Consider the following 23,228-nt stretch of genomic DNA (forward strand, 5'->3'; position numbering starts at 1 on the left):
AACGTCACAAAGCAACGATTTCGTAAACGTTATGGGCCGGCCGGATGCGTAATGGCAAAAGATGTGGAAGCATTTGCAAGAACGCATCCCCCTGCCGCACATGATAAACGCCGCTCAGACGCTGTGAGGCCAGACGCGGCGCGGACAGAACGATCTGCCGTGAGGCATAACGGTTGATTTCCTGGATCACGTCCGCCAGCGGCTGATTGCGGAACACCAGTTCTCCACCTTGCCAGGACAGAAGCGTTTCCAGATCGGGATAATCGATGTTCCATCCGCCATTGCGGTACATCCGTAGACGCTGCCCCGGCATGACCCAGCGCCCCGCCGCACGCAGGGCCGCGGCACTCAGGAACACCTTGCCCTGGACGGCCGTGACTTCCGTATCGCCGCTGTTGATCCGGATATTGGCGGCCGTCTGCCCGTGAAGCTGCACGGTCATGCCATCGGCCGACAGATGGAATGCGTCCGGTCCCGACGTCGAAAGCATGACCTGTCCGTGACACAGTCGCGCCTGCTGTCCGCTGCGTCCGATCACGAGGCGGGTCTGGGTGTCGAGGCGGCAATGGGTATGGGGCGTAATGCGGATATCGCGGATGCTGCCGGTTCCCGTTTCCTCGATGCGGCTGGCATGGGCGCCTTCCCAGGGAGGCACTGCCAGAAAAACCGTCGCGACCAGCCCGGCCAGCGCATGCCGCCGACTGAAGGCGCGACGGCGCACTGTCTGATGCGGTATCGTAACGGATGGTGGCGTGACGCCACCTGCCATTTCCCACAGTTCGGTCAGATGCTCGAAGACCGGACCGTTCCGGGGATCGCTCGCCAGCCAGTACCGGAACCTGTCATGATCGAGTTCCGTGCAGTCCTCGGCATGCAGGCGCGCAATCCATTCTGCCGCACGGGTTTTGGTGACATCCATCAGATCGGTATTTCAATGATCCATCCATGTTGAAAGGAAGACCAGCGCCTTTGCGATATGTTTTTCAACACTGCTTTCACTGATTGCCAGTGATTTCGCAATATGGCTGTACTTCATTTTTTCAACACGGTTCATCAGAAAGATCTGACGGGTCCTGTCCGGAAGCTGTTCGCAGCCCGCACGGAAATGCGCCAGTTTCTGGCTCGATTCATAAATCTCTTCCTGCGATGGCGCAGGATCCGGGGTCTCGAGGAGTGTCTCGAACCCTTCCGCCGCCTGCACGCATCCCTGCTGTTCGCGACGGATCGCATTGAGCGAGGAATTGATGGCGCTGCGGGTGATATAGGCGTCCTGATGCTGCACGCTGCCTTCGGGCCGCTCGAAATAATTCACGAGTGCATTCTGAAGGTGATCATCCGCATCCTCCCGGCGGGTCCGGGAACGCACCCTGCGATAAAGACGCAACCATTCCTGCTGACAGCGCATCCATGTTCCCGTTTCTGGACGTTTTCGAATCACCGCCGCGCCGGGGCGTTTTCCGGGCGATGGCGGACAAGCGTTTAGGGAATTCGCACGCTCTCATTCGTGACAGTTTCATGAAATGCCGCTTCGGGGTGTGGGCAAAACCCTCTTCCATGTGTCCACACAATGGAGGGCGTGTGTCCCAAGACCTCTGAGAGCCCGGTTCCGCTGTGAACCGGGCTCTGTTGGAAAGAAGTGCTGCATGGTGTTCATGAAACGTAGAAGCCTGCTGACCGGCCTTGGCGCGGGTCTCCTCCTGTCCACGCGCGTCCGCGCCCTGCGGGCCGCCGTTCCGCGCGATCTGGAAAAGAATCCGAGCTTCAAGACGTCTCCATTCCAGCTCGGCGTGGCATCCGGTGATCCTGCGTCCGACGGGCTGGTGCTCTGGACGCGACTGGCCCCGAACCCGCTGGAAGAAGCAGGAGGCATGGAAGTTCTCAAGCCGGTTCTGGTGGATTGGGAGGTCAGCGAGGACGAGAGTTTCTCGAAACCCGTGCAGAGCGGACAGACACTGGCCCATCCCGAGCTTGGCCATTCGGTTCATGTCGAGGTGGCGGGTCTGAAGCCGGACTGCCCGTACTGGTATCGCTTCCATATCGCAGGCTATGCGAGCGCCGTCGGCCGGGGCCGCACGCTCCCGCTGCCGGGTGCGCCGCTGTCGCGCGTGCGCTTTGCTGCGGCGGGCTGCCAGCATTACGAATATGGCTACTACACCGCCTGGCGCGCCATCGCGAACGAGCCGATCGACTTCGTGTTCCACTATGGCGATTACATTTACGAAGGCCCGGACAGCGGCGATCATCTGCGCGAGATCGACGGTCACAAGGCCCATGTCCTGCGTCGCCATGTCGGGCCGGAATGTTATTCTCTGGACGAATATCGTCGCCGTTATGCCCAGTATAAAATGGACCCGGATCTTCAGGCCGCCCATGCGGCGACGTCCTGGATCGTCAGCTTTGACGACCACGAGATCGACAACAACTGGGCCGGAGACACAGATCAGGACAGCACGCTGCCGGAGATTTTCCGGCTGCGCCGGGCTTCGGGGCTGCAGGCCTATTACGAGAACATGCCGCTGCGGGCGACGTCCATTCCCGATGGCAGCCACATGCAGCTTTATCGCAGCTTCCGCTTTGGCGACCTGATGAACATGTTCGTGCTGGATACGCGTCAGTATCGCAGCGATCAGGCCTATGGCGACACGAATGCGGCGCAGGGTAAGGACGTCTGGTCGCCCGAGCGCACCATGATGGGCGCGCAGCAGGAGCAATGGCTGTTTGATGGTCTGGGCCGGTCGGATGCGAAGTGGAACCTGCTGGCGCATCAGGTGATGATCATGGATCTGGCGCATCGCAAATCCGCCCATGCCGAACTGACTTACAGCATGGATCAGTGGTCGGGCTATCTCTACAGCCGCAAGCGCCTGCTGGATTTCATCGGCACGCACTGCCCGGGAAATGTGGTCAACGTGACCGGAGACGCGCACCGGCATTTCGCCGGGGATCTGGTGGTCGAGCCAGGGCGGGGCAAGCCGGTCTCGGTCGAGTTCCTGGCGACGTCCATTTCATCCGGCGCGGACGGGCTGGGCGATAATGATCATTTCAGCCGGATTGCCCGGAGCGAAAACCCGCATCTGAAGGCCACGACCGATAAACGCGGTTATGTGCTGTGCGATGTGGGGCCGGATGTGTGGCATGCCGATCTGAAGATCATCGACCGTGTCATGGTGCGCGATGGCGCGCTGTCGACTTATGCCAGCTTCGCCGTCGAGCGTGGCAATCCGGGCCTTCAGAAAGCCTGAGGCCTGGAGGGGGCTGTCCTAGTGGCAGCCGCCCTTGCCGGAGCGGTCACAGCCCGTGCATCCGCCGCAGCCCTTTCCGATTGTGGGTTGCGGCGCAGGAGCGAAGCCCACGGCCGTGCGCAGGCGGCCCCAGCCCTGGGGGAAGAGACGCGCATACCAGTAAATTGCGGCTGCGCAGACGATCAGCAGGGCAACAGCAAGTTCGATCATCAGGGAACTCCCGTAATGGCGCGAGTGATGTGATAGGTCAGGAACGCCGCCAGATAGGCCAGTCCGAACAGATACGCCGCAGCCCATAGAACGGTTTTGATCGATCCGGTTTCCCGCCGCATGACAGCCAGCGTGGAAATGCATTGCGGCGCATAGACATACCAGGCCAGCAGCGAAAACGCGGTGGCCATGCTCCACTGTGTCGAGAGCAGCGGCAGGAGCTTGTCGGCCGCGCCATCATCCGTGGCCCCGATGGCATAGACGGTCGCCAGTGCACTGACGGCCACCTCACGCGCTGCAAGACCGGGGATCAGCGAGACGCAGATCTGCCAGTTGAAACCGATGGGCGCGAACACCCACTGCATCACATGACCGATGCGCCCGGCCAGACTGTAATCGATGGCCGCACCCGGAGCGCCCGCAGGCGGTAACGGGAAGCTCGACAGCGCCCAGAGCAGCACGTTCAGTGAGACGATGATCGTCCCCACGCGGGAGAGGAACATCACCGCGCGCTGCCACAGGCCGAGTGCCAGGCTCTTGAGGTTCGGGCGGCGATAGGGCGGCAGTTCGAGCAGCAGCGGATGCTCTTCGGATTTCACGCCGCGTGTCATCACACGGGCCGCGATCACGCCGCTGACGATGGCCACAGCATAGAGCCCGAACAGGACCAGCCCCTGAAGCCCGAAAATCCCCAGCACGGTCCGATGGGGCACGAACGCCCCGATCAGCAGCGTATAGACCGGCAGACGCGCCGAACATGTCATGAGCGGCGCGATCAGGATCGTGACCAGACGGTCTCGCGGGTTCTGGATGGTCCGGGCCGCCATGATGCCCGGAATGGCGCAGGCGAAGCTCGATAGCAGGGGAATGAAGGACCGGCCGCTCAGCCCAGCCAGTGCCATCAGTCGGTCCAGCAGGAACGCGGCACGGGGCAGATAGCCGGATTCCTCAAGAGCCAGAATCCACAGGAACAGAATGAGGATCTGCGGCAGGAACACGATGACTGTGCCTGCGCCCGCGATTACGCCATCCGCCAGCAGGCTGTGCAGGATGCCATCCGGCAGGGGCTTGAGGACGATCTGCCCGAAAGTCGAAATCCCGCTGTCCAGCCCGTCCATGAGCGGCTGTGCCCAGGCGAAGACCGTCTGGAACATGATGAACAGCACGACCAGCAGAATGACCGGACCCCAGACAGGATGCAGGAAAACACGGTCCAGCCGGTCAGTCAGGCGGTCCTTTCCGGTGGACGGATCGACGACATAAGCCGCCAGCAGGCGCCGCACTTCCATATGAAAGTCGATGCCTGCCGGAAGCGGTACCGGAGGGGCGGGAAGGGGCAGATCGAGTGCCTGAAGAAGCGGTATCACGCCCGCACGGTTCAGGCTCACGACCGGCACGATTGGCATGCCCAGATCGGCCTGCAATCCGGCGACGTCGATCTTGAGGCCGTTGCGCCGGGCCTCATCCATCATGTTCAGTGCGACGATGACAGGCAGGCCAAGCTGCTTCAGTTCGAGCAGGAAGCGCAGATGCAGCCGCAGATTGGTGGCGGAAATGACGGCCACAAGCATCTGGGGCTGTGGTTCGCTCGGGTGACGGCCCAGACAGACGTCGCGTGTGACGTCCTCATCCGGGCTGGTCGAATCAAGGCTATAGGCGCCCGGCAGGTCCAGCACGCGGATCGCGCGGCCATTGGGCGTTGTGAAGAACCCTTCCTTGCGCTCGACCGTCACACCCGCATAGTTCGCGACCTTCTGCCGGCTTCCCGTCAGCTGGTTGAACAGGGACGTCTTGCCGCAGTTCGGATTTCCGACAAGGGCGATATGCAGGTTTGAAGCGGGTGTCTGCGCGGACGCTGTCGAACTCATGGAGGTCAGGAAACAGCCCGCAGACCCACGCGGGCGGCTTCACCACGGCGCAGGGCAAAGCGCGACGTCCCCAGACGTACGGCAATCGGATCCCTGCCCATGGGTCCGGTCGCGACCACCTGCACGGCTTCACCGGGCACGAAGCCCAGCTCTCCCAGACGTGTGGCAATCGGGTCCAGGGGCGCACGCTGTTCGATCTTCTCGATCACGGCGTGTCCGCCCTTGGGCAGTGTATCCAGATACAACATCAGTTCCGTACCCCGGTGAATGTGGCGGCGGCTTATAGCCCCGACCTTCATCCTAGATAGGCGCATCCTGTCCGTCCGGGAAGGGGAGTGAGAATGATTTGCATCAAGACCTGTTCGCAGACAGGCAAATTGCCGGTTTTATAATAAATTTTATGAAATTGCCCGCTGGCGCGGCTGGCATATCGTGATCCGCCCGGAGCAAAAGGAAAGCCTCGTCCATTTGCCCGGAAACAGGCTACGCTTTTCCAGCCGGGACTCGACTTTTTTCCGATCCCGAAACACGGCTTCGTCTTGTCAGACTGGAAATTCCCGGCGCAGGGGGGCATACACCGGCCTGTGGGCGCCGGATGGGCGAGCATGGACCCATGATGTTACGTTCGGATGTCTGGCAGAAGGCGGATCCTGTAATGGCACTATCCCAGAAAGAACATGCAGCAGATATCTGCGAGAGTTGCGCACCGGTGGACGATGATGGCCGCCGTGTCGAACAGCCCCGCAAAAAGGCCCTGACGAACCGCGTCCGCCGGATCGAGGGGCAGGTTGGCGGTGTTCTTAACATGATCGAGAACGACCGCTACTGCGTCGATATCCTGACCCAGATTTCCGCCATCAAATCGGCGCTGGATGGCGTGTCCATCCAGATCCTGTCCTCCCACGCCAATGGCTGCGTGCGTCGGGCGGTGCAGGACGACGGGGGAGAAGACGCGATCGACGAGCTTCTCCAGGTCGTCCGCCGGATGATGCGCTGAAAAATCTGCGCGATCAGCGGTCCAGTGTTTCGCTCGGGGCGGCTTTATCCGCCATGCCCATATCCATTTTCTGACAGGCGGCGCGCTGCTGCTTCATTTTCGGCGTCAGCGGGTTCTTCTGCTTGCTGAGAGTCTCAAGCTGCTCACACAGCGCCATCTGCTGATCCATGTTCAGTCCGGTCATCGGGTCCTGTGTTTTGGCTGACGGCATAGTCATGGTGCTGTTGCCGCTCATATCCATGTGACTCATGTCCATGCCGGGCATGGATGGATCGGCGTAGGCTGCGGCAGTTGTGAAAAGGATGCTCAGTGCGAGGAAGGTCTTGCGCATGATGTCGGCCTTTCGGTGTGTTCGTTGTGATTGGACAGGGATGATCAGAACCAGCTTCGGACGCCGAGGCTGAAGCGGACGGAGCCGGTGTCGTCGTGCTGGTCATGGGCGATCCGGCGGGCCTGGGTGAGATATCCGGAGTAGGTCACGGCCACGTAGGGCGCGAACTTCCGCCAGAGTTCGTATCGCAGGCGCAGACCGGCATCGACATCCGACAGACCGGCGCCAGCCTGCCGTCCCGCGTCGGATTTTGTGTAGAAATTGAACTCGGCCTGCGGCTGAAGGATCAGGCGGTTGGTCAGCAGGAAGTCGTAAGACCCCTCGATGCGGGCGGCGAAACGCCCGCGATCGCTGACATAGGCCGTGGCCCCGAACTCGAATTCGTACAGCGCCAGACCTTCAATCCCGAATGCGCCCCAGGTGCGGGTTGGACCGTCATCGAGGTCCATCCGCACGCCGCCCTGAAGATTCCAGTAGGGCGAGATGGAGCGCGTATAGAGGAGTTCATGGTCGCCATCGCTCAGGCGGCCTTTTTCGAGCGTGCCTTCGGATTTGAGCCAGATCTTGTTGTAGTCCCCGCCGAACCAGGCTTCGCCATCCCAGCGGAAATCGGTGCCGCCGGGCGCATAACGGCCTTCAAGCTGGTTGAAGATGCCGTGCAGCCAGGTGCCCTGATCCATGGCGGGTTTGATGTTGCCGATATAGACGACCGGGGTTGCCTCCGGCGCATCGGCGGCGTGATAGGTTGGCTGATCGGCGCGGGCCGTGCCGGACAGAGCTGCGAGGGCCAGAACCGTGAGGGAAAGGGCGTGTTTCATGCCACGATCACCGTGCGGAACATGCCCAGATCCATGTGATACATCAGGTGGCAGTGATACGCCCACATGCCGGGGGTATCGGCCGTCACCAGATAGCTCAGCTTCGAGCCTGGCTGGGAAATGATGGTGTGCTTGTAGGGGCGGTAGTCGCCCTGGCCGTTTTCCAGCTCGCTCCACAGACCGTGCAGATGGATCGGGTGTTCCATCATGGTGTCGTTGATGAGCGTGAAGCGCACGCGCTCGCCGAGCTTGAGACGGATCGGGCCGGATTCCGAGAATTTCCGGCCATTCATGCCCCAGATATAGCGTTCCATGTTGCCGGTCAGGTGCAGGATGATCTCCCGCGTCGGCGGTCGCAGATCCGCTCCGGGGCGCGTGGCGCGGAGCTGTTTGTAGTTCAGGACGCGGCGGCCGTTGTTTTCCAGCCCGTCACCGGGGCTGCCGGTCCGGTCAATCGGCATCATGGCGCGCATCTGATTTTCGACATTGATGGGCGGTGGCCCGGGATCGTCCACTTCCATCTTCGGCATGGCCATGTGGCTCATATCCATACCCTTCATGTCCATGCCGTGCATGTCCATTCCGGCCATGTCGCCGTCCATCTTCATGCCGGACATGTCTCCCGACATGTCCATGTCCTTCATGCTTTCGCCGGGCTTCATGTTCCCCATGCCCATATCGACCATGGTACGGACGGGGCGCGGGTCCATGGGGGGCAGGGGAGCAATCATGCCTTCGCGCGGGGCGAGGGTGCCGCGGGCGTAGCCGGTGCGGTCCTCGCTCTGGGCGAAAATGGCATAGGCGCGCTCGTCCTTCGGCTGGACGATCACGTCGTAGGTTTCCGCCACGCCGATGCGGAATTCGTCCACGGGGACGGGTTCGATATCGTTGCCGTCGGCCTGCACGACCAGCATTTCGAGCCCCGGAATCCGGACGTCGAAGAACGTCATGGTTGAGCCGTTGATGAAGCGCAGGCGCACTTTTTCGCCGGGCCGGAACAGACCGCTCCAGTTCATATCCGGGGCATGGCCGTTCAGCGTGTAGGTGTAGATCGCGCCTGAGACATCCGCGATGTCGGTCGCGGCCATGCGCATTTTCGACCAGGCCAGACGGTCCGCAAGCGCTGCACCCGCACTTCCGGCCTCGCGCGCTTCTTTCGGGAAGGACGCGGCCGTGCGCTGTCGGAAGACGTAATAATCGTCCTGCATCTTGAGATTGCTGACGATGTCATCGGGCATGACATCTGTCCATTCGCCCAGGAAGATGACGTAATCGCGGTCGCAGGCGTTCGGGTCTGGCCGGCGCGGGTCGATGACGAGTGCGCCATAGAGGCCCATCGCTTCCTGCATCCCGGAATGGCTGTGATACCAGTAGGTGCCGCTCTGATGGAGCTTGAAGCGGTAGGTGAAGGTTTCACCCGGTGCGATCCCACTAAAGCTCAGCCCCGGCACGCCGTCCATGTTCGAGGGCGTGCGGATGCCGTGCCAGTGGATCGAAGTGGGCTCGTTCAGCGTATTGGTGACGTTGATGCTGACGGTGTCGCCCTGTTTGAAGCGCAGGATCGGACCCGGCACTGTGCCGCCGGCGGTCGGCGCGTGCATGGTCTTGCCATCGAGCGAGATGCGCGTGTGGCCGATCTTCAGATCCCACCGGTCGGACGGCATGGGGGGTATGATGCCGGAAGAGGCCTTGGACGAGAATGCGTGCGAGGTGCGGGGCAGGGAAGCCAGAAGGCCGCCTGCGCCAAGACCCGTTACGAAACGTCGTCGTGTCAGGCCGCCCCGGATGCGGGACGGAAAGGTCATGCTGAGAAATCCGCGAAAATGACAAAGGATCAGGCCCTGTCTGCCTTCTGAGGGCAGCAGGACGGGTCCACGCCTGTCAGGCGTGTGTCAGATTGCGCGGAGTTTCGGTGGGGGAGAGGCGGGGATCCAGTCGGTGCCGCTGAAACGGTCGTGTCGTCCGGACGCAAAAGCGCGCGCGACGAGACTGACGGGACCGGAAGGCTGGATGGACGCCACGGTCAGCATGGGTTCGGTCGAGACCATATGCGTATGGCAGCACCCTTCGGAAGACTGCTGGGGATGGGGGATCGCATGGAAGGCTGACGTGCTGCAGCAGTCCGTGCTGTCGGGCTTCTGGTGATGGACCATGTGGTGCATCGCCATGGCCATGTGATGCGGCGCTTCGGTCTTGGCCTGCGCGGTGGACGTGCCAAGCAGCAGCCCGACCTGCATTAGCAGGCAGGCCAGCAGGCCGATCCAGATCCGGGCATGTGTCCTGACCATCAGAAGTCCCAGCAAGGGTAAGAAGCAGCGTGATTCGATGTTTGAACCTGATGTGATCCTATACCCGCCGGGGGGATGGGGAAAGATTATTTTTGGGGCGTAGAAAAAATGGCTTGTCGAATCTGTTTCGGGGGCAATATGAAAATGTATACCCCGGTATGGTATCTGAAACATAGAGACACAAAAGGGAATTAGGGTCGCGTTCAGAAGCGGTTCAGGATGAATCGCTTCATCGTCCGTCTCTCCGTCTCGTATGTTGATAAGGCCGTCGCGGGGGAAAGCCTCTTTTTCAAGGATTTCGTGACATGACAGAAACAGCACACATGACGGTCGAGGGCATGTCCTGCAATGGTTGCTCCGGCAAGCTCCAGCGCGCTCTTGAAGCCGTGGGCGGCGTGACGGCCGTCGATATCGTTCTCGATGGCGGGAAGGTGACGGTGTCCTATGATCCAGCAAAGGTTTTGCCCGCTGCATTCAAGGACGTGGTCGAAGATACCGGATTTGACGTCGTTTCCTGAGACGCGATCCGCTTCCTCCTGAAAAGATGGGGCGGCCCCAGTCTGCCAGATTTGGAACAGGAGCGTTTCATCACCGGCCCCATGCCGCTACAGGATGCTTTCACAAGGCGGAATGTTGCATGGCGCCGGCATGTCTCTCTAGGACAGACACTATGACACAGCATGGCACTTCAGTTCGCCGTCGGCTCAGCCTTTCCGCCATTTCCCACAATGCCCTGATCTGGGGCAGCCTTATGGCAGGAGCCTGTCCTGCGGCCATGGCCGACACCGTTGCAGAGCGGTCAAAACACCATTCATCCGCTTGCCATGCCACACACGGGACAACTCGTCCGACCCATTGCGGCTCGCATCACGCTGCGACGGCTGCCGCATCTCAGTCGGCGAAAACTACTCTTACGGCGCCTGTGACAGGAGCAGGTGCTGCCACGATGTCGGCTGCGTCTCTTGCACAGTCTTCTGCGGATGTGGACGGGACTGAAGCGGAAAATATTCAGGTTCTCGGAACCAACCACACCTATACGGCGCCTGCTGTCGAAGCCTGGGGTAAGAGTCCCGTGGCGCTCAAGGACGTGCCGCAGTCCGTTTCGGTCATCACGCAGCAGCGCATGGAAGATTCCAACATGCTGACGATGGCGGACGCGATGCGCCAGATCAACGGCATCCGCGTTCTGCCGGGTTCTACGGCCAATTCGAATTACTATTCCCGTGGCTATCAGCTCACGACATCCGTGGACGGCACGCCTGACGCGTCCGGCACGCTGAACAACGCGGCTTTCGACCTGTCCATGTATGATCGCGTTGAAGTTCTGCGCGGGTCGTCGGGTCTGTTGCAGGGTGGCGGTGGCGCCGGTGGTGTTGTCAACGAGGTTACGAAGAAGCCGGGACGGGATTTCGCGGTCGATGGTTCCGCCATGGTCGGCAGCTTCAATAATTATCGCGCTGATGTGGACATGACCATTCCGCTGAACAGGTCAAAGACGCTCCGCTTCCGGACCGCCGATCTGTTCCAGGACAACGATTATTTCTACAAATACTCCCATTCGCGCAAATGGCAGGCCTATGGCGCGCTGGAATGGGACGTCACGCCGACCACGACATTCCTCGTCTCTCATGCGGCCCAGCAGCAGGACATCACGGCGCCGTATTACGGTCTTCCGGTCACGACGGAAAAGACGCTGTGGTATGGCGGACGCGATGCCAATCCGAGCCAGGACTGGGGTTACAGCAACTACATGACGCAGCAGACGATCGCGTCCATCACCCAGAAGCTCTGGGGCGACTGGACGGCGACCGCGCGCGCCACGTTCTATGACCAGAACTACAACACGCTGTATAACGAGCCCTGGACGACGATCGACGCTAAAACCGGTCTGCTCCAGTATCAGGATATCGGCGTGGTTGGGATGCGGGGCAAAAACACGTCGCGCTCAGCGGATGTGTATGCCCAGGGCAGTTTCCGTCTCCTGAACCGGACGCATCACGCGCTGTTCGGTTTCAACTACAATTCCTACGAACAGCTGACGCAGTATGCGAACGTCAACTGCGATGCCATTTACAACGATGTCAGCATCAACAATACGGGCGTTGTGAAGCCCCCGGCCGCGAACTGCATCGACTACAAGCAGAACGATGACGGCTACGGCACGGACGACTACGCCTATCAGTGGGGTTTTTACGGACAGCTCCGTCTTGAAGTGATCCGGCATCTCTCGCTGATCCTTGGCGGACGCGTGTCGCGGTTCTACGAGAAGCTCCAGTATGTCTCGCCCGGCCCGAAGACGGACTGGGCGACGACGTCCAACATTCACGGGCAGCTCACCCCGTATCTGGGCACGGTTTATCAGATCACGCCGAACATCTCGTGGTATGCCAGCTATTCCAGTATCTTCACGCCCTCGGTCGGTCGGCAGACCTATCGCGGGGGCGGTCTTGCGCCGCAGGAAGGCAATCAGGTCGAGACCGGTTTCAAGGCGGAATATCTCCATGGCCGCCTGAACATTTCTTCCGCGCTGTTCCGGATGGAGAGCGTGAACCAGCCGGTTCAGGATCCGGATCACTCGCAGTTCTACATGACGACCGGTCCGATCCGGCGTCAGGGCTGGGAAGCGCAGATCGATGGCGAGATCCTGCCGGGGCTCGATGTCTCGATCGGCTATACCTATCTGGATACGAAGGTCTCGAACTCGAAGGTCAGCGATTTCGGCGGCGTCTATTCCCCGCACCATATGTTCAAGTCCTGGGTGCATTACAACGTCCCATACGGACGCCTGAAAGGGCTCAATTTCGGCGCGGGTATCGATGCCAACAGCAATCTGCGCGGCAGTTATGCGACGACCGTTCAGGGCGGCTACATGACGCTGGACAGCATGATCGGCTACAAGATCAACAAACATCTGAAGCTGCAGCTCAACGCGACAAACCTGACCAACCGCTATTATTATGAGCGCGCCAGCGGTGTCTGGCAGTTCAACTTCCCCGCCGCTCCCCGCAGTTTCATGGCCACACTTCGTGCAAACTACTGACGAAACGACCCCGCCACATTCGCTTTCGGACTGGAAAGTCCTTTTTCCCTACTGGAAATCCGAAGAGAAGTGGTGGGCCTGGTCCCTTCTGGGAGGGGCCATCGGACTGTCCGTGCTTTACGTGCAGTCCGCCGTCTGGTTCGGGGCCTGGTATCACCGGTTTTTCGATGCGTTCTTTGCCGGTCAGGTCGCGCACTGCCTAGGGATGCTGCCGCTTTACCTGCTGGTGACGGTCGGCTCCGTTGCGGTCCATGTGACGCAGACCTATCTGACGCAGATCCTGTCCATGCGCTGGCGTTTGTGGAACACGCGGGTTTATCTGCGGCAGTACCTGTCAGAAGAGGCGTATTACCGCCTCGAACACGGTCCGAACCGGGCGGACAACCCCGATCAGCGTATCGCGGATGACCTGTCGCAGATGACGGTCCAGACGCTCAAGCTCGGCCTGGATGCGATTGATGCCGTGACCACGCTGTTCTCTTTCGCGGTGGTTCTGTGGAACATCGGGGGGGTATTGTCCTTCGACTGGCACGGCCATCATTTCCACATTCCCGGTTATCTTTTTCTGGGTGCGGTCATCACGACCCTGACGGCCTCGGGGATTCTGGAGCGGTTCGGTTCTCCCCTGATCGGGGCGAATTACCGGCAGCAGCATTTCGACGCGGATCTGCGTGCGGGGCTGATGGATATCCGGCGCAATTCCGAACAGATCGCCTTTTATGGCGGCGAGGAGGCCGAGCATCTGCGTCTGTCCGGCTATCTGGCGCATATCGCCACCAACTGGCGCAGCGTCGTGCGTTACACCTGGCGGGTCAATTTCATTGGCGAAATCTATACCGGAATCGCAACGGTACCGCTGTGGCTGATGCTGGCGCCGAAAGCCATGGCCCATGCTCTGACGTTCGGCCTCTATTCCCAGATCAATTCGGCCTACACGCAGGTCCGGATCAGTCTGGAATGGTTCATTTTCAATTATGCGGATCTGGCGACGCTGCGTTCGGTGCTCCAGCGTCTGGGTGAGTTCGAGCGGACGGTCAGCCAGCAGTCCGAGACAGGGATTGAACGTTTCGTATCGGAAATTCCTTCGGTGCAGATCCGCGATCTCACGCTCTGCCTTCCGGATACGACACCGATTGCCCGGATCGGCAACCTGACTCTGGAAAGCGGGGAGCGCTGGCTGGTCCGTGGGGCGTCAGGTTCGGGAAAAAGCACGTTCCTGCGCGCCCTTGCCGGATTGTGGCGTCACGGGAGCGGGGCGGTGTCCTTCAACATGCGTCAGGCCATGTTCCTGCCCCAGCGCAGCTATGTGCCGTCCGGAACCCTCCGCCAGACCCTGAGCTATCCCGCAACGCCGGACCGTTATGAAACGCTGTCCTGCCAGCGGGTTCTGGAGGCCGTGAATCTGGCGGGATACAGCCATCGGCTGGATGAAATTGCTAACTGGCGGGATGTGTTGTCCCCCGGAGAACAGCAGCGTCTGGCCGTGGCGAGAGCGCTCCTGTTCCGGCCGGCGATCCTGTTTCTGGACGAGGCGACATCCGCCCTGGACGAAGGCAATGAACGCCGCCTTTACGAGGCCCTTCTTTCCGCGCTGCCAAGCACCACCTTCATCAGTGTGGCGCATCGCGACGCCCTGTGCCGCTTCCACGATCACGAGATTGTTCTTGGCGATGGAAATGCCGTCTTTTCCGCGCTTGAAAAATAGGGTGGCGGGGTATATTTTTTACGAACTCTTTGCAGAATCCTCCTAGCCGACAGGACCCTTTCCAGATGTCAGAAACGATCAGTTTCCCCGTCGGTGGCATGACCTGCGCCGCCTGTGCCGCGCGGATTGAAAAAGTCCTCAACCGTCAGGACGGTGTGAAGGCGACCGTGAACTTCGCGTCCGAACGCGCGCAGGTCGCTTTTGAAAACGCCTCATCCTCCGTTGAAAGCGTCGTGGCGGCCGTACGGCGCGCAGGCTTTTCCGTGGACGAGCAGAGCCTGGACCTGTCGCTGTCGGGCATGACCTGCGCGGCCTGTGCGGCCCGGATTGAAAAGATCCTGAACCGCCAGCCTTCCGTACAGGCCAGCGTAAATTTCGCGGCCGAGCGGGCGCATATCAATTACATTCCCGGCGTGGTCGAACCGGCTCTCCTGATCGGGAAGATCGAAAAGGCCGGTTTCGGCGCAGCACGTCTGGACGAGGGGACGCGCGAAGACCCGAAGGCCAAGCGTGCAGCCATCTGGAAGCGTGAGCGCAACCGCTTCATCCTGACGCTCATCCTGTCCCTGCCGCTCTTTGCCGAGATGATCGGCATGTTCTTCGGGCGCATGATCGTACCGGTTCCGGTACAGTTCCTGTTCGCGACGATCGTGCAGTTCGTCTGTGGCGCGCATCTGTATCGCAGGGCTTGGAATGCCGTGCGTGGCGGCTCGGCCAACATGGACGTGCTGGTCGTGCTCGGAACGTCCATCGCCTGGCTGTTCAGTGCGGTTGTCGTGGTATTCGGGCTGCATCAGCATGTCTATTTTGAAGCCAGCGCGTCCATCATCACGCTGATTTCGCTCGGCAAGCTCATGGAGACCCGCGCCAAGAACAGGACCAGCGCGGGGATCGAGAGCCTGCTCCAGCTTCAGCCGCAGATCGCGCATGTCGAGCGTGATGGCGCCATCGTGGACCGCGCGGTTGCGGACATGCATGTCGGGGACATTTTCGTCGTGCGTCCGGGCGAGAGCGTGCCGGTGGATGGCGAGATCATCGAGGGGTCTTCCGAAATCAACGAGTCCATGCTGACGGGTGAAAGCGTTCCGGTTCTCAAGGAAATCGGCAACGAGGTCTTTGGCGGGACGATGAATGCCAATGGCGCGCTGCGTGTCCGGGCGACCGGTGTGGGTGCGGATACGGCACTGGCGCGGATCGTGAAAATGGTCGAGCAGGCGCAGGGGTCGAAGGCCAATGTACAGCGTCTGGCCGATAAGGTTTCGGGCATTTTCGTGCCTGCCGTTATCGGGATTGCCGTTCTCACCTTCCTGATTGGCTGGGCCGTTACCGGTTCTGCGACATGGAGTCTCGTCTCGGCCGTGTCCGTACTGGTGATTGCCTGCCCGTGTTCGCTGGGTCTGGCGACGCCGACGGCCATCATGGTCGGGACGGGGCGTGGCGCGCAGTCCGGTATCCTGTTCCGCAATGCCGATGCGCTGGAACGGGCCGAGAAGCTCAAGACCATCATCGTCGACAAGACCGGCACGTTAACGCAGGGGCGCCCCACGGTTGCAGCCGTTCATCCGGCGGTGGGTGTTCCGGTGGATACGCTTCTGGGCGTTGCATATGCCTTGGAGCATAATTCCGAGCATCCGCTGGCCCGTGCCATCGTGGATTATGCCGAGAGTAACAGCGTCGGTGTTTCTGTTGGAGCAGAGGGTTTTCAGGCTGTTCCAGGCAAGGGCGTTGTTGCGCAGCTCGGCGGACAGGAAGCGCGTCTGGGCTCGCCGAAATTCATGCAGGAAAGCGGGCTGGACCTGTCGTCCCTGCCGGTCGCCGCGCTGGAAAGCGAGGGCAATACCGTCATTGCTGTGGCGCAGGGTGCCCGGGTTCTGGGGATTATCGCGCTGGAGGATGAACTGCGGGTAGATGCCATAGCGACCGTGAAAGCTCTGAAGGCGCGGGGCATCCGGGTCGTGATGCTGACGGGCGATAACGAACGCGCGGCGACGGTTGTGGCCCGTCAGGTCGGCGTGGATGACTATCTTGCCGGCGTGCTGCCCGAGCATAAGGCGGATGGTGTTGCAAAATATCGGGCGCAGGGCGGTCTGGTTGGTATGGTGGGCGACGGCATCAACGATGCGCCGGCTCTGGCCGCAGCCGATGTCGGGTTCGCCATTGGCGCGGGCTCTGCCGTCGCACTCGATACGGCTGATGTCGTGCTGATGAAGAGCGAGATGACCGGCGTTCTGGATGCGATTTCGCTGTCCAATGCGACCCTGTCCAAGATTAGGCAGAACCTGTTCTTCGCCTTCATCTACAACATTCTGGGCCTGCCGCTGGCGGCTTTCGGAATGCTGAACCCGATCGTGGCGGGCGCTGCCATGGCCATGAGTTCCGTCTCGGTGGTTAGCAACTCCCTGCTGCTCAACCGCTGGAAACCGATCTCCGGCAAGTCCTGAGGCAGACTCTTCCAGGTGCGATCACTGCACCCGGAACGGGAGTTTCCTGCGGGCAAAATCGAGCATGGCCGTCGCGCCATGCTCCCACAGACCCAGCGGTTCGCTGCTGCCGATATGGCCGACAGCGCCCGCTTCCAGAAAATCCGACTGCCACTGACCGGCTAATTCCCGCGCACGCGGCAGGGACAGCCAGGGGTCATTGCTGCTGGCCATGATCGCGGTGGGGACCGGCAGGGGCGTATTGGGAAGCGGCCCGAAAGAGCGGATGCGTTCCACGTCCGGATGGGTTGTATGGTCAATATCCGCAGGTGCGACCAGAAATGCCCCGGCCACGCGCTGTCCGCCATGACGACTCAGCCATTTCGCGCTCAGCACGGCCCCAAGACTATGGGCGATCAGAAAAACCGGACGGGATGAGGCCTCGACCGCAGCGGTGAGCGTTGCTTCCCAGTCTGCGGGTGTAGGTGTTTCCCAGTCCGTCTGGTGGAGACGTTTCAAGTCATAAGCCTGTTCCCAGTGAGACTGCCAGTGATCCGGACCTGAACCGAAGAGGCCGGGGACCAGCAGCAGCTCGACCTGCTGGCCGAGGCGCTGGAACGCGCCGGCGATCTGCTGGCGGCCCGTATCAGGCAGGCCATGCGTGGCCCAAGCGGGATCGAAGGATGTCGGACGGCCGGAAAACAGGTTCATGACGTTATCTCCTCTCAGCCGTACCGACTCTTCTGCAGGAGAGCGGAACAGGACTTCGAGTTAATAACGAACACAAACGCCTATTAAATAAAACAACTTTTGTTTATAGTTATTTTATGGGTACTCAGGCCAGCCCGTCAAAGAGCTGTGTGGAGAGGTAGCGTTCCGCGAAGGACGGGACGATGGCCACGATCGTTTTACCCCGGCTGGAGGGCTTGCGGGCCAGTTCCATTCCCGCAAACAGCGCGGCACCCGACGAAATCCCGATGGGGATGCCTTCAACCGCTGCACACAGCCGTGCCGTTGCCACGGCTTCCTGTTCGGAAACTTCGAACACGCCGTCCAGCGCCTTGAGATCCAGCGTATCAGGCTCGAAACCCGGGCCGATGCCCTGAATGCCATGCGGGCCGGGCTCGTCGCCATGCAGCACGGCACTTTCGCGCGGTTCCACACCGTAGACCTTGATGGATTTACGATGTTTTTTCAGGCCATGGGCAATGCCGGATGCCGTACCCCCCGTGCCCAGACCGGCCACGACCATATCGACCTTGCCTGCCGTATCTTCCCAGATTTCCTGGGCCGTCGTGGCTTCATGCACGGCCGGGTTGGCGTCGTTTTCGAACTGGCTCGGCATCCAGGCGTCAGGCAGGGTGCGGTTGAGCTGCTCGGCGCGTTCAATGGCGCCGGCCATGCCGCGGGATGCAGGTGTCAGTTCAGTATCCGCGCCCATCAGGCGCAGCATCTTGCGGCGCTCGGTCGAGGCGTTTTCCGGCATGGTGACGATCAGGCGGTATCCCAGCGCCACGGCCGCGAAAGCAAGCGAAATACCGGTATTGCCCGAAGTCGGCTCGATCAGGACCGTGCGGCCCGGCGTAATCAGGCCGCGCGCTTCGGCATCCCGCAGCATGGCCACGCCAATCCGGTCCTTGACGGAGCCGAGCGGGTTGAAAAATTCCAGCTTGAGGAGTAGCCGCCCGTTGAGATGCTCACGCTGGGTCAGATGTGGCAGCGCGACAAGCGGTGTGCCTCCCACCGTCTCCAGAAAGGAGTTGAAAACGCGTCCCCGGGGGGCGGCATAACCTTCGAACGGGGCGGGGGACAGCGGAACCTTCTTGCTCATGGCCTCACTTAACATGCGAAATGGGGAAAAGGGCAGACGGTAAATGATGATTTCCGTTACAACGAAACAATAGCGTTATTATGGGCGGGGCGTCGATATCACATCATGTTCATGCGTTATATATTGACGGCATGCCGCAGGCCGTCGTATCTGACAGCCTCCAGTGGCATCCACAGCAACAGGACCAGTCGGTCAATGATGTGTCGAATGTGTAGCACGCAGCGCAAACGCTGCTCCGCTTCAGGTCCGGAGGCAAGTGTCTCCGGCGTGTCATAACGCCCGACAACTGGACTGTCGGGCTCTTTCTTCAGGGTCCGGCATCATGCTTGGTTCAACAGTCATCGAAATCAACGGCGTCTTCCTCGGCGCGGCCATTCTGGTCAGCGAGAGCGGGACGAGACGCTTCTATGCCGCGCATGACAGCGTGCGCGCGCTCCATAACGAACTCCTTCCCGATCTGGTCGCGCTTCAGCAGCGCATCCGTCTGCATGTGCGCAGGCCAGCCTATCAACTGGTCTGATTGATAAAGACCCCCTTCTGTCCGGGCCCGTTCGTGCTGTAGAACAAAAAAGATCACGAACCGGAACGGATTGGAGCAGGCGTGGAAGGAAGTTATCGGCGGATTATCCGCGCTGTTCTGACGCGCCGTGACGGCGCTTTCGCGGCTCTGCTTCTCCTTTCCATCGTCCTCGCCTGCCTGTCCGCTCCGCTTTATGCGTCGTTCAACGGGATTGACCCGTTTTCCTCCGACATCGCGGGGACGACGATCCGGAACGGGCAGCGCGTTGACCTCATGCAGCCGAATGACAATCCGCTTCATCTGGGTCTCAGTCCGATCGAACCAGACTGGCGGCCAGGGCCATATGCACTTGGGGCGGACTCGCAGGGACGGGATGTTGCAGCGCGCGTTCTGTATGGTGGCCGCAATTCCCTGCTGATTGCGGCCGCGTCTGCGACGTTCTGCCTGTGTCTGGCGGCCTGTATCGGGATCTGTGCGGGGTATTTCGGTGGCTGGATCGATCTGATCCTGTCGCGCATTCTGGATATGCTCTGGGCGATCCCGGTCTATCTGTTCGCGATTTCGCTGTCCGTTGTCACGGTGGGGCACGGTATCCGGCTTGGGCCTGTGACCATCGGGGCGGATAATCTGCTGATCCCGATCGGGATTATCGCGCTGGTCTATGTGCCCTATGCGGCGCGGCCATTGCGGGCACGGGCGCTGAGCCTGTCGCAGGCGGGGTTCGTCATGGCGGCGCGGGGGATGGGGGCGTCAGACTGGCGCATCCTGTGGCGGGAAATCCTGCCGGGGCTAACGCCGACCATGGCTGTTCTGGCACCACTGGTGATGGCGCTGTGCATGTTGGCGGAATCCGCACTGTCCTTCCTGTCGCTCGGCGTTCAGGCCCCGGCGGCGTCCTGGGGAACGATCATTCAGGACGGGGAAGGGCTACTCTATACGCGGCCCATGGTGGCCATCGTGCCGGGGCTGGCAATCGTTCTGACCGTTCTGGCGCTCAATGTTCTGGGCAATGCGTTGCGGGACCAGCTTGACCCGAAAGGAGCAGGCCGATGATCCGCAGTCTTGCCTCCCGGACCGGGCAGATGCTGCTGGTCATTTTTGGAATTTCGGTTCTGGTGTTCTGCATTTTCTTTGCGACACCGGGGGCGGACCCGACGGCGCGCATTGCAGGCCGGGGCGCCAGTCCGCAGGTCGTGGAACGCATCCGCGCGGAATATGGATTCGATCGTCCGCTGCCCGTTCAGTACGTAAAAATGATGGAAAAGCTGTTCGTCACCCGGGACCTGACGTCCTTCGTCAATCACGGGCAGCGCGTCGTGCCCGAGGTGTTGCAGGCAGCCCCTGTAACGCTCTCGCTGGTGCTGTGGGCGGCGTTTTTCTGGGTCAGCGGATCGCTGGTGTTCGGGATTGCGTCGGCTGTGCTGCGCGACAGCTGGGTGGACCGGCTGCTGATGGTTCTGGGGCTGATCGGGCTGTCCATGCCGGTGTTCTGGCTGGGCGAGGTCGTCAATCTCGTCACGCAGAGCCGCTGGCATGACACGTTCCTGTTTCGCTGGGTGCCGCCACTCGGATATGTGCCGTTTTCGCAGAGCCCGTGGGGCTGGGCGAAGGCACTTTTTCTGCCGTCCCTGACGTTGGCGGTGTGTTTTATCGGTCTGTATGCGCGGGTCCTGCGCTCCGAACTGCTGACCGCCATGGGCGAAGACGCCATCCGCACGGCGCGCGCCAAGGGTGCGGGACCGGTGCGCGTGTGGCTGTGGCATGGTCTGCGGCTGTCCTGGCTGAGTTATATTTCGCTGTTCGGGCTGGATTTTGCGCAGCTTCTGGGCGGCGGCGCGCTTCTGACGGAAGTCGTGTTCGCCATGCCGGGTGTGGGGCGGCTGACCTATCAGGCGCTGGCGACGCTCGACCTGCCGCTCATCATGGCGACGGTCATGTATGCCGCTGTTTTTGTCGTCATCGCCAATGCGTTGGTGGACGGGCTCTATGCCCTGCTGGACCCGCGGATCATGGAGGGACGGCATGGGCGCTGACGCTCTTTTAAAGCTGCATCACCTGCATCTGGAACTGCCGAACGGGACGGCTCTTCTGGAAGATGTGTCCCTGACCGTTCGGCGCGGGGATGCGCTGGGCGTGGTCGGGGAGTCCGGGTCCGGGAAGAGCCTGACGGCCATGAGCGTTATGGGACTGCTGCCCGGTTTGAAGGCTACGGGCTCCATCCGTTTCGAGGGGCGTGAACTTCTGGGGATGAAGGATCGAGAGTGGCGGCGTCTGCGTGGTGCGGGCATGGCCATGATCTTTCAGGACCCGATGACGGCGTTTCTACCGGTCCGCTCCATCGGTGCGCAGATCGACGAACAGATCCGGCTGCATGAGCGCGTCAGCCGTCGTGAAGCACGGGCGCGGACCGTGGCTCTGCTGGGACGGATGGGTGTCCCCGACCCTGAAGCGGCGGCGAAACGCTATCCGCACCAGCTTTCCGGCGGTCTGCGCCAGCGCGCCATGATCGCGATGGCGCTGTCCTGTGACCCCGCGCTTCTGATCGCGGATGAGCCGACTACGGCGCTCGATGTCACGGTGCAGGCGCAGATCCTGACGTTGCTGTGCGAAATCCGTGACAGTGGGGCGGGTGTGATGCTGATCACGCATGACATGGGCGTGGTGGCGCAGACCTGCACGCATGTGGCGGTCGTCTATTCGGGGCTTGTAGTAGAGCAGGGGCCGGTTGCGGCGGTCATGGCGCGGCCGCTGCATCCCTATACGCAGGCTCTGCTGGAAGCGATCCCGCCGCTGGATGGTCCGAGGCCGGATGCGCTGCCGACCATTCCGGGGCGTCCACCGGCTCCCGATGCGCGGCCGGAGAGCTGTGTTTTCGCCCCGCGCTGCCGGTTCGTGCGACCGGACTGTGCGGTGCGTCCTGCGTTGCGTGCACCGGAAGAAGGGCGGCGCGTGGCCTGCGTGCTGTACGACGCATGACTGTTCTGCTTGAAGCGAAAAACCTCAGTAAACACTACCGCCTGTCGCATGGGGAAACCCTGCGGGCCGTAAGCGATGTGTCATTGGTCGTGCATCGCGGGGAGGCGCTTGCGCTGGTCGGGGAGTCCGGCTGTGGCAAGTCCACGCTGGGGCGGACGCTGATCGGGCTGGGGGCGCCGAGTTCGGGCGCCGTGTTTTTTGAGGGCGAGCGGATTTCCGGCCTGTCAGACCGGGCGCTGCGGCGCTGGCGGTCACGGATGCAGATGGTGTTTCAGGACTCGTCCTCGACGTTCAATCCGAGACGTACCATCGGTGACACGCTGGCGGAGCCGATGCGGATCCATGGACGGACCGGCATTGCGGAGCGGATCGGGACGCTGCTGGAACAGGTGGGCCTGTCGTCGTCCGTCCTGTCCCGTTATCCGCATGAGTTCTCAGGCGGGCAGCGGCAGCGTCTGAACATTGCCCGCGCCCTGATGCTGGGGCCGGATCTTCTGGTAGCGGATGAGCCGACATCCGCGCTCGATGTGTCCGTGCAGGCGCAGATCGTGAATCTGCTGCGTGATCTGCGCAATTCGCTGGGTGTAGCGTGCGTGTTCATCTCCCATGATCTGGCGGTCGTGCGGCAGATGGCGGACCGGATTGCCGTCATGTATCTGGGGCGGATCGTGGAGGAAGGGGACGTGCTGGCGGTTCTGCAAGCTCCAGCCCATCCCTATACGCGCGCCCTTCTGGATGCGGTGCCCCGCCCGGACCGGCCCTTGCCGCCGCCGCTCAAAGGCGACGTGCCAAGCCCGATCAATCCGCCGCAGGGCTGTGCGTTTCATACGCGCTGTCCGCTGGCCCAGCCGCGCTGCGCGCAGGAACGGCCGGAGCTTCGGACGGTCGGGGAAGGGCGCAGGGTCGCCTGTCATTATCCGCTGCTCTAGAAAAAGCAACGCTTCGTGCAGATCTTGGATATAGACGGCAACGCCTGCGGTGT

22 protein-coding genes are annotated in these 23,228 nt (G+C 61.4%); 11 read left to right on the forward strand and 11 right to left on the reverse strand.

What is annotated here, in order from left to right:
- Positions 1-4: 4 nt before the first annotated feature.
- Together GRO01_RS00190 and GRO01_RS00195 are read right to left on the reverse strand one after the other, a co-directional pair.
- Complete coding sequence (locus tag GRO01_RS00190) at positions 5-919, reverse strand: FecR family protein (protein ID WP_062508041.1); 915 nt, start codon at positions 917-919, stop codon at positions 5-7.
- 12 nt (positions 920-931) lie between these two features.
- Positions 932-1,405 (reverse strand): RNA polymerase sigma factor, encoded by a 474-nt coding sequence (locus GRO01_RS00195; protein WP_062508040.1) that lies wholly within the window; start codon positions 1,403-1,405, stop codon positions 932-934.
- A gap of 238 nt (positions 1,406-1,643) precedes the next feature.
- Between GRO01_RS00195 and GRO01_RS00200 the strand changes: the two genes are divergently transcribed.
- Positions 1,644-3,242, forward strand: a complete 1,599-nt coding sequence (locus tag GRO01_RS00200; protein ID WP_062508037.1) for an alkaline phosphatase D family protein — start codon at positions 1,644-1,646, stop codon at positions 3,240-3,242.
- Between the two features lie 18 nt (positions 3,243-3,260).
- Here the strand turns inward: GRO01_RS00200 and GRO01_RS00205 are convergent, their stop codons facing one another.
- The 3 genes from GRO01_RS00205 to GRO01_RS00215 are packed head-to-tail and all read right to left on the reverse strand — an operon-like array spanning position 3,261 to position 5,568.
- Positions 3,261-3,452 carry a hypothetical protein gene (locus GRO01_RS00205; RefSeq protein ID WP_062508036.1) on the reverse strand — a complete coding sequence of 64 codons (192 nt, stop codon included), beginning with the start codon at positions 3,450-3,452 and terminating at the stop codon, positions 3,261-3,263.
- Complete coding sequence (gene feoB / locus GRO01_RS00210; RefSeq protein WP_062508034.1) at positions 3,452-5,320, reverse strand: ferrous iron transporter B; 1,869 nt, start codon at positions 5,318-5,320, stop codon at positions 3,452-3,454. The genes GRO01_RS00205 and feoB overlap by 1 nt, the downstream gene beginning before the upstream one ends.
- 5 nt (positions 5,321-5,325) lie before the next feature.
- The gene (locus tag GRO01_RS00215; RefSeq protein WP_083541272.1) at positions 5,326-5,568 is read right to left on the reverse strand and encodes a FeoA family protein; all 243 of its coding nucleotides are present in this window, start codon (positions 5,566-5,568) and stop codon (positions 5,326-5,328) included.
- Between the two features lie 407 nt (positions 5,569-5,975).
- Between GRO01_RS00215 and GRO01_RS00220 the strand changes: the two genes are divergently transcribed.
- A complete protein-coding gene (locus tag GRO01_RS00220; protein ID WP_062508090.1) occupies positions 5,976-6,317 on the forward strand; it encodes a metal-sensitive transcriptional regulator in 342 nt (113 codons plus the stop codon).
- A gap of 13 nt (positions 6,318-6,330) precedes the next feature.
- Here GRO01_RS00220 and GRO01_RS00225 read toward each other — a convergent pair whose 3' ends face one another.
- The 4 genes from GRO01_RS00225 to GRO01_RS00240 form a co-directional block, all read right to left on the reverse strand.
- Positions 6,331-6,648 (reverse strand): hypothetical protein, encoded by a 318-nt coding sequence (locus GRO01_RS00225; protein WP_062508032.1) that lies wholly within the window; start codon positions 6,646-6,648, stop codon positions 6,331-6,333.
- A gap of 44 nt (positions 6,649-6,692) precedes the next feature.
- Positions 6,693-7,466, reverse strand: coding sequence for a copper resistance protein B (locus tag GRO01_RS00230; protein ID WP_062508030.1), 774 nt, complete (start codon positions 7,464-7,466; stop codon positions 6,693-6,695).
- Entirely contained in the window at positions 7,463-9,271 is a 1,809-nt protein-coding gene (locus GRO01_RS00235) for a copper resistance system multicopper oxidase (RefSeq protein WP_062508028.1), read from the reverse strand. Before GRO01_RS00235 ends, GRO01_RS00230 begins: the two co-directional genes overlap by 4 nt.
- An 87-nt stretch (positions 9,272-9,358) precedes the next feature.
- Positions 9,359-9,754, reverse strand: coding sequence for a hypothetical protein (locus tag GRO01_RS00240; RefSeq protein ID WP_062508026.1), 396 nt, complete (start codon positions 9,752-9,754; stop codon positions 9,359-9,361).
- A gap of 305 nt (positions 9,755-10,059) precedes the next feature.
- On the opposite strand from GRO01_RS00240, the gene GRO01_RS00245 reads away from it, so the two are divergent.
- The 4 genes from GRO01_RS00245 to GRO01_RS00260 all read left to right on the forward strand — a co-directional run bounded on the left by GRO01_RS00245 (position 10,060) and on the right by GRO01_RS00260 (position 16,940).
- Positions 10,060-10,272 carry a heavy-metal-associated domain-containing protein gene (locus tag GRO01_RS00245; RefSeq protein ID WP_083541271.1) on the forward strand — a complete coding sequence of 71 codons (213 nt, stop codon included), beginning with the start codon at positions 10,060-10,062 and terminating at the stop codon, positions 10,270-10,272.
- A gap of 428 nt (positions 10,273-10,700) precedes the next feature.
- The gene (locus GRO01_RS00250; RefSeq protein ID WP_371857372.1) at positions 10,701-12,794 is read left to right on the forward strand and encodes a TonB-dependent siderophore receptor; all 2,094 of its coding nucleotides are present in this window, start codon (positions 10,701-10,703) and stop codon (positions 12,792-12,794) included.
- The gene (locus GRO01_RS00255) at positions 12,781-14,499 is read left to right on the forward strand and encodes an ABC transporter ATP-binding protein/permease (protein ID WP_062508019.1); all 1,719 of its coding nucleotides are present in this window, start codon (positions 12,781-12,783) and stop codon (positions 14,497-14,499) included. The genes GRO01_RS00250 and GRO01_RS00255 overlap by 14 nt, the downstream gene beginning before the upstream one ends.
- A 65-nt stretch (positions 14,500-14,564) precedes the next feature.
- Complete coding sequence (locus tag GRO01_RS00260; protein ID WP_062508017.1) at positions 14,565-16,940, forward strand: heavy metal translocating P-type ATPase; 2,376 nt, start codon at positions 14,565-14,567, stop codon at positions 16,938-16,940.
- A 21-nt stretch (positions 16,941-16,961) separates the two neighbouring features.
- Here GRO01_RS00260 and GRO01_RS00265 read toward each other — a convergent pair whose 3' ends face one another.
- Together GRO01_RS00265 and cysK are read right to left on the reverse strand one after the other, a co-directional pair.
- On the reverse strand, positions 16,962-17,630 hold the full coding sequence (locus GRO01_RS00265) for an RBBP9/YdeN family alpha/beta hydrolase (RefSeq protein ID WP_062508015.1): 669 nt from the start codon (positions 17,628-17,630) through the stop codon (positions 16,962-16,964).
- A gap of 124 nt (positions 17,631-17,754) precedes the next feature.
- Positions 17,755-18,750: a cysteine synthase A gene (gene cysK / locus GRO01_RS00270; RefSeq protein ID WP_062446695.1), complete on the reverse strand. Its 996-nt coding sequence runs from the start codon at positions 18,748-18,750 to the stop codon at positions 17,755-17,757.
- Positions 18,751-19,072: 322 nt separating this feature from the next.
- On the opposite strand from cysK, the gene GRO01_RS00275 reads away from it, so the two are divergent.
- The 5 genes from GRO01_RS00275 to GRO01_RS00295 all read left to right on the forward strand — a co-directional run bounded on the left by GRO01_RS00275 (position 19,073) and on the right by GRO01_RS00295 (position 23,175).
- The gene (locus tag GRO01_RS00275; protein WP_062508013.1) at positions 19,073-19,270 is read left to right on the forward strand and encodes a hypothetical protein; all 198 of its coding nucleotides are present in this window, start codon (positions 19,073-19,075) and stop codon (positions 19,268-19,270) included.
- A gap of 102 nt (positions 19,271-19,372) precedes the next feature.
- Complete coding sequence (locus GRO01_RS00280; protein ID WP_062508087.1) at positions 19,373-20,323, forward strand: ABC transporter permease; 951 nt, start codon at positions 19,373-19,375, stop codon at positions 20,321-20,323.
- On the forward strand, positions 20,320-21,303 hold the full coding sequence (locus GRO01_RS00285; RefSeq protein WP_011252233.1) for an ABC transporter permease: 984 nt from the start codon (positions 20,320-20,322) through the stop codon (positions 21,301-21,303). The genes GRO01_RS00280 and GRO01_RS00285 overlap by 4 nt, the downstream gene beginning before the upstream one ends.
- Positions 21,293-22,246, forward strand: coding sequence for an ABC transporter ATP-binding protein (locus GRO01_RS00290; protein WP_062508011.1), 954 nt, complete (start codon positions 21,293-21,295; stop codon positions 22,244-22,246). The genes GRO01_RS00285 and GRO01_RS00290 overlap by 11 nt, the downstream gene beginning before the upstream one ends.
- Positions 22,243-23,175: an ABC transporter ATP-binding protein gene (locus GRO01_RS00295; protein ID WP_062508009.1), complete on the forward strand. Its 933-nt coding sequence runs from the start codon at positions 22,243-22,245 to the stop codon at positions 23,173-23,175. Before GRO01_RS00290 ends, GRO01_RS00295 begins: the two co-directional genes overlap by 4 nt.
- Positions 23,176-23,228 lie beyond the last annotated feature (53 nt).

It is taken from the genome of Gluconobacter roseus NBRC 3990 (assembly GCF_006538885.1).
GTDB classification, from domain to species: domain Bacteria; phylum Pseudomonadota; class Alphaproteobacteria; order Acetobacterales; family Acetobacteraceae; genus Gluconobacter; species Gluconobacter roseus.

What these genes read in the sequence shown, in the direction of transcription:
- GRO01_RS00225 (WP_062508032.1), bottom strand. Translation starts at nt 6,648, where the DNA reads ATGCGCAAGACCTTCCTCGCACTGAGCATCCTTTTCACAACTGCCGCA.
- GRO01_RS00245 (WP_083541271.1), top strand. Translation starts at nt 10,060, where the DNA reads ATGACAGAAACAGCACACATGACGGTCGAGGGCATGTCCTGCAATGGT.
- GRO01_RS00250 (WP_371857372.1), top strand. Translation starts at nt 10,701, where the DNA reads ATGTCGGCTGCGTCTCTTGCACAGTCTTCTGCGGATGTGGACGGGACT.
- GRO01_RS00275 (WP_062508013.1), top strand. Translation starts at nt 19,073, where the DNA reads ATGCTTGGTTCAACAGTCATCGAAATCAACGGCGTCTTCCTCGGCGCG.
- GRO01_RS00190 (WP_062508041.1), bottom strand. Translation starts at nt 919, where the DNA reads ATGGATGTCACCAAAACCCGTGCGGCAGAATGGATTGCGCGCCTGCAT.
- GRO01_RS00200 (WP_062508037.1), top strand. Translation starts at nt 1,644, where the DNA reads ATGGTGTTCATGAAACGTAGAAGCCTGCTGACCGGCCTTGGCGCGGGT.
- GRO01_RS00290 (WP_062508011.1), top strand. Translation starts at nt 21,293, where the DNA reads ATGGGCGCTGACGCTCTTTTAAAGCTGCATCACCTGCATCTGGAACTG.
- cysK (WP_062446695.1), bottom strand. Translation starts at nt 18,750, where the DNA reads ATGAGCAAGAAGGTTCCGCTGTCCCCCGCCCCGTTCGAAGGTTATGCC.
- GRO01_RS00295 (WP_062508009.1), top strand. Translation starts at nt 22,243, where the DNA reads ATGACTGTTCTGCTTGAAGCGAAAAACCTCAGTAAACACTACCGCCTG.
- GRO01_RS00285 (WP_011252233.1), top strand. Translation starts at nt 20,320, where the DNA reads ATGATCCGCAGTCTTGCCTCCCGGACCGGGCAGATGCTGCTGGTCATT.
- GRO01_RS00230 (WP_062508030.1), bottom strand. Translation starts at nt 7,466, where the DNA reads ATGAAACACGCCCTTTCCCTCACGGTTCTGGCCCTCGCAGCTCTGTCC.
- GRO01_RS00220 (WP_062508090.1), top strand. Translation starts at nt 5,976, where the DNA reads ATGGCACTATCCCAGAAAGAACATGCAGCAGATATCTGCGAGAGTTGC.
- GRO01_RS00205 (WP_062508036.1), bottom strand. Translation starts at nt 3,452, where the DNA reads ATGATCGAACTTGCTGTTGCCCTGCTGATCGTCTGCGCAGCCGCAATT.
- GRO01_RS00240 (WP_062508026.1), bottom strand. Translation starts at nt 9,754, where the DNA reads ATGGTCAGGACACATGCCCGGATCTGGATCGGCCTGCTGGCCTGCCTG.
- GRO01_RS00235 (WP_062508028.1), bottom strand. Translation starts at nt 9,271, where the DNA reads ATGACCTTTCCGTCCCGCATCCGGGGCGGCCTGACACGACGACGTTTC.
- GRO01_RS00215 (WP_083541272.1), bottom strand. Translation starts at nt 5,568, where the DNA reads ATGTTGTATCTGGATACACTGCCCAAGGGCGGACACGCCGTGATCGAG.
- feoB (WP_062508034.1), bottom strand. Translation starts at nt 5,320, where the DNA reads ATGAGTTCGACAGCGTCCGCGCAGACACCCGCTTCAAACCTGCATATC.
- GRO01_RS00195 (WP_062508040.1), bottom strand. Translation starts at nt 1,405, where the DNA reads ATGCGCTGTCAGCAGGAATGGTTGCGTCTTTATCGCAGGGTGCGTTCC.
- GRO01_RS00260 (WP_062508017.1), top strand. Translation starts at nt 14,565, where the DNA reads ATGTCAGAAACGATCAGTTTCCCCGTCGGTGGCATGACCTGCGCCGCC.
- GRO01_RS00265 (WP_062508015.1), bottom strand. Translation starts at nt 17,630, where the DNA reads ATGAACCTGTTTTCCGGCCGTCCGACATCCTTCGATCCCGCTTGGGCC.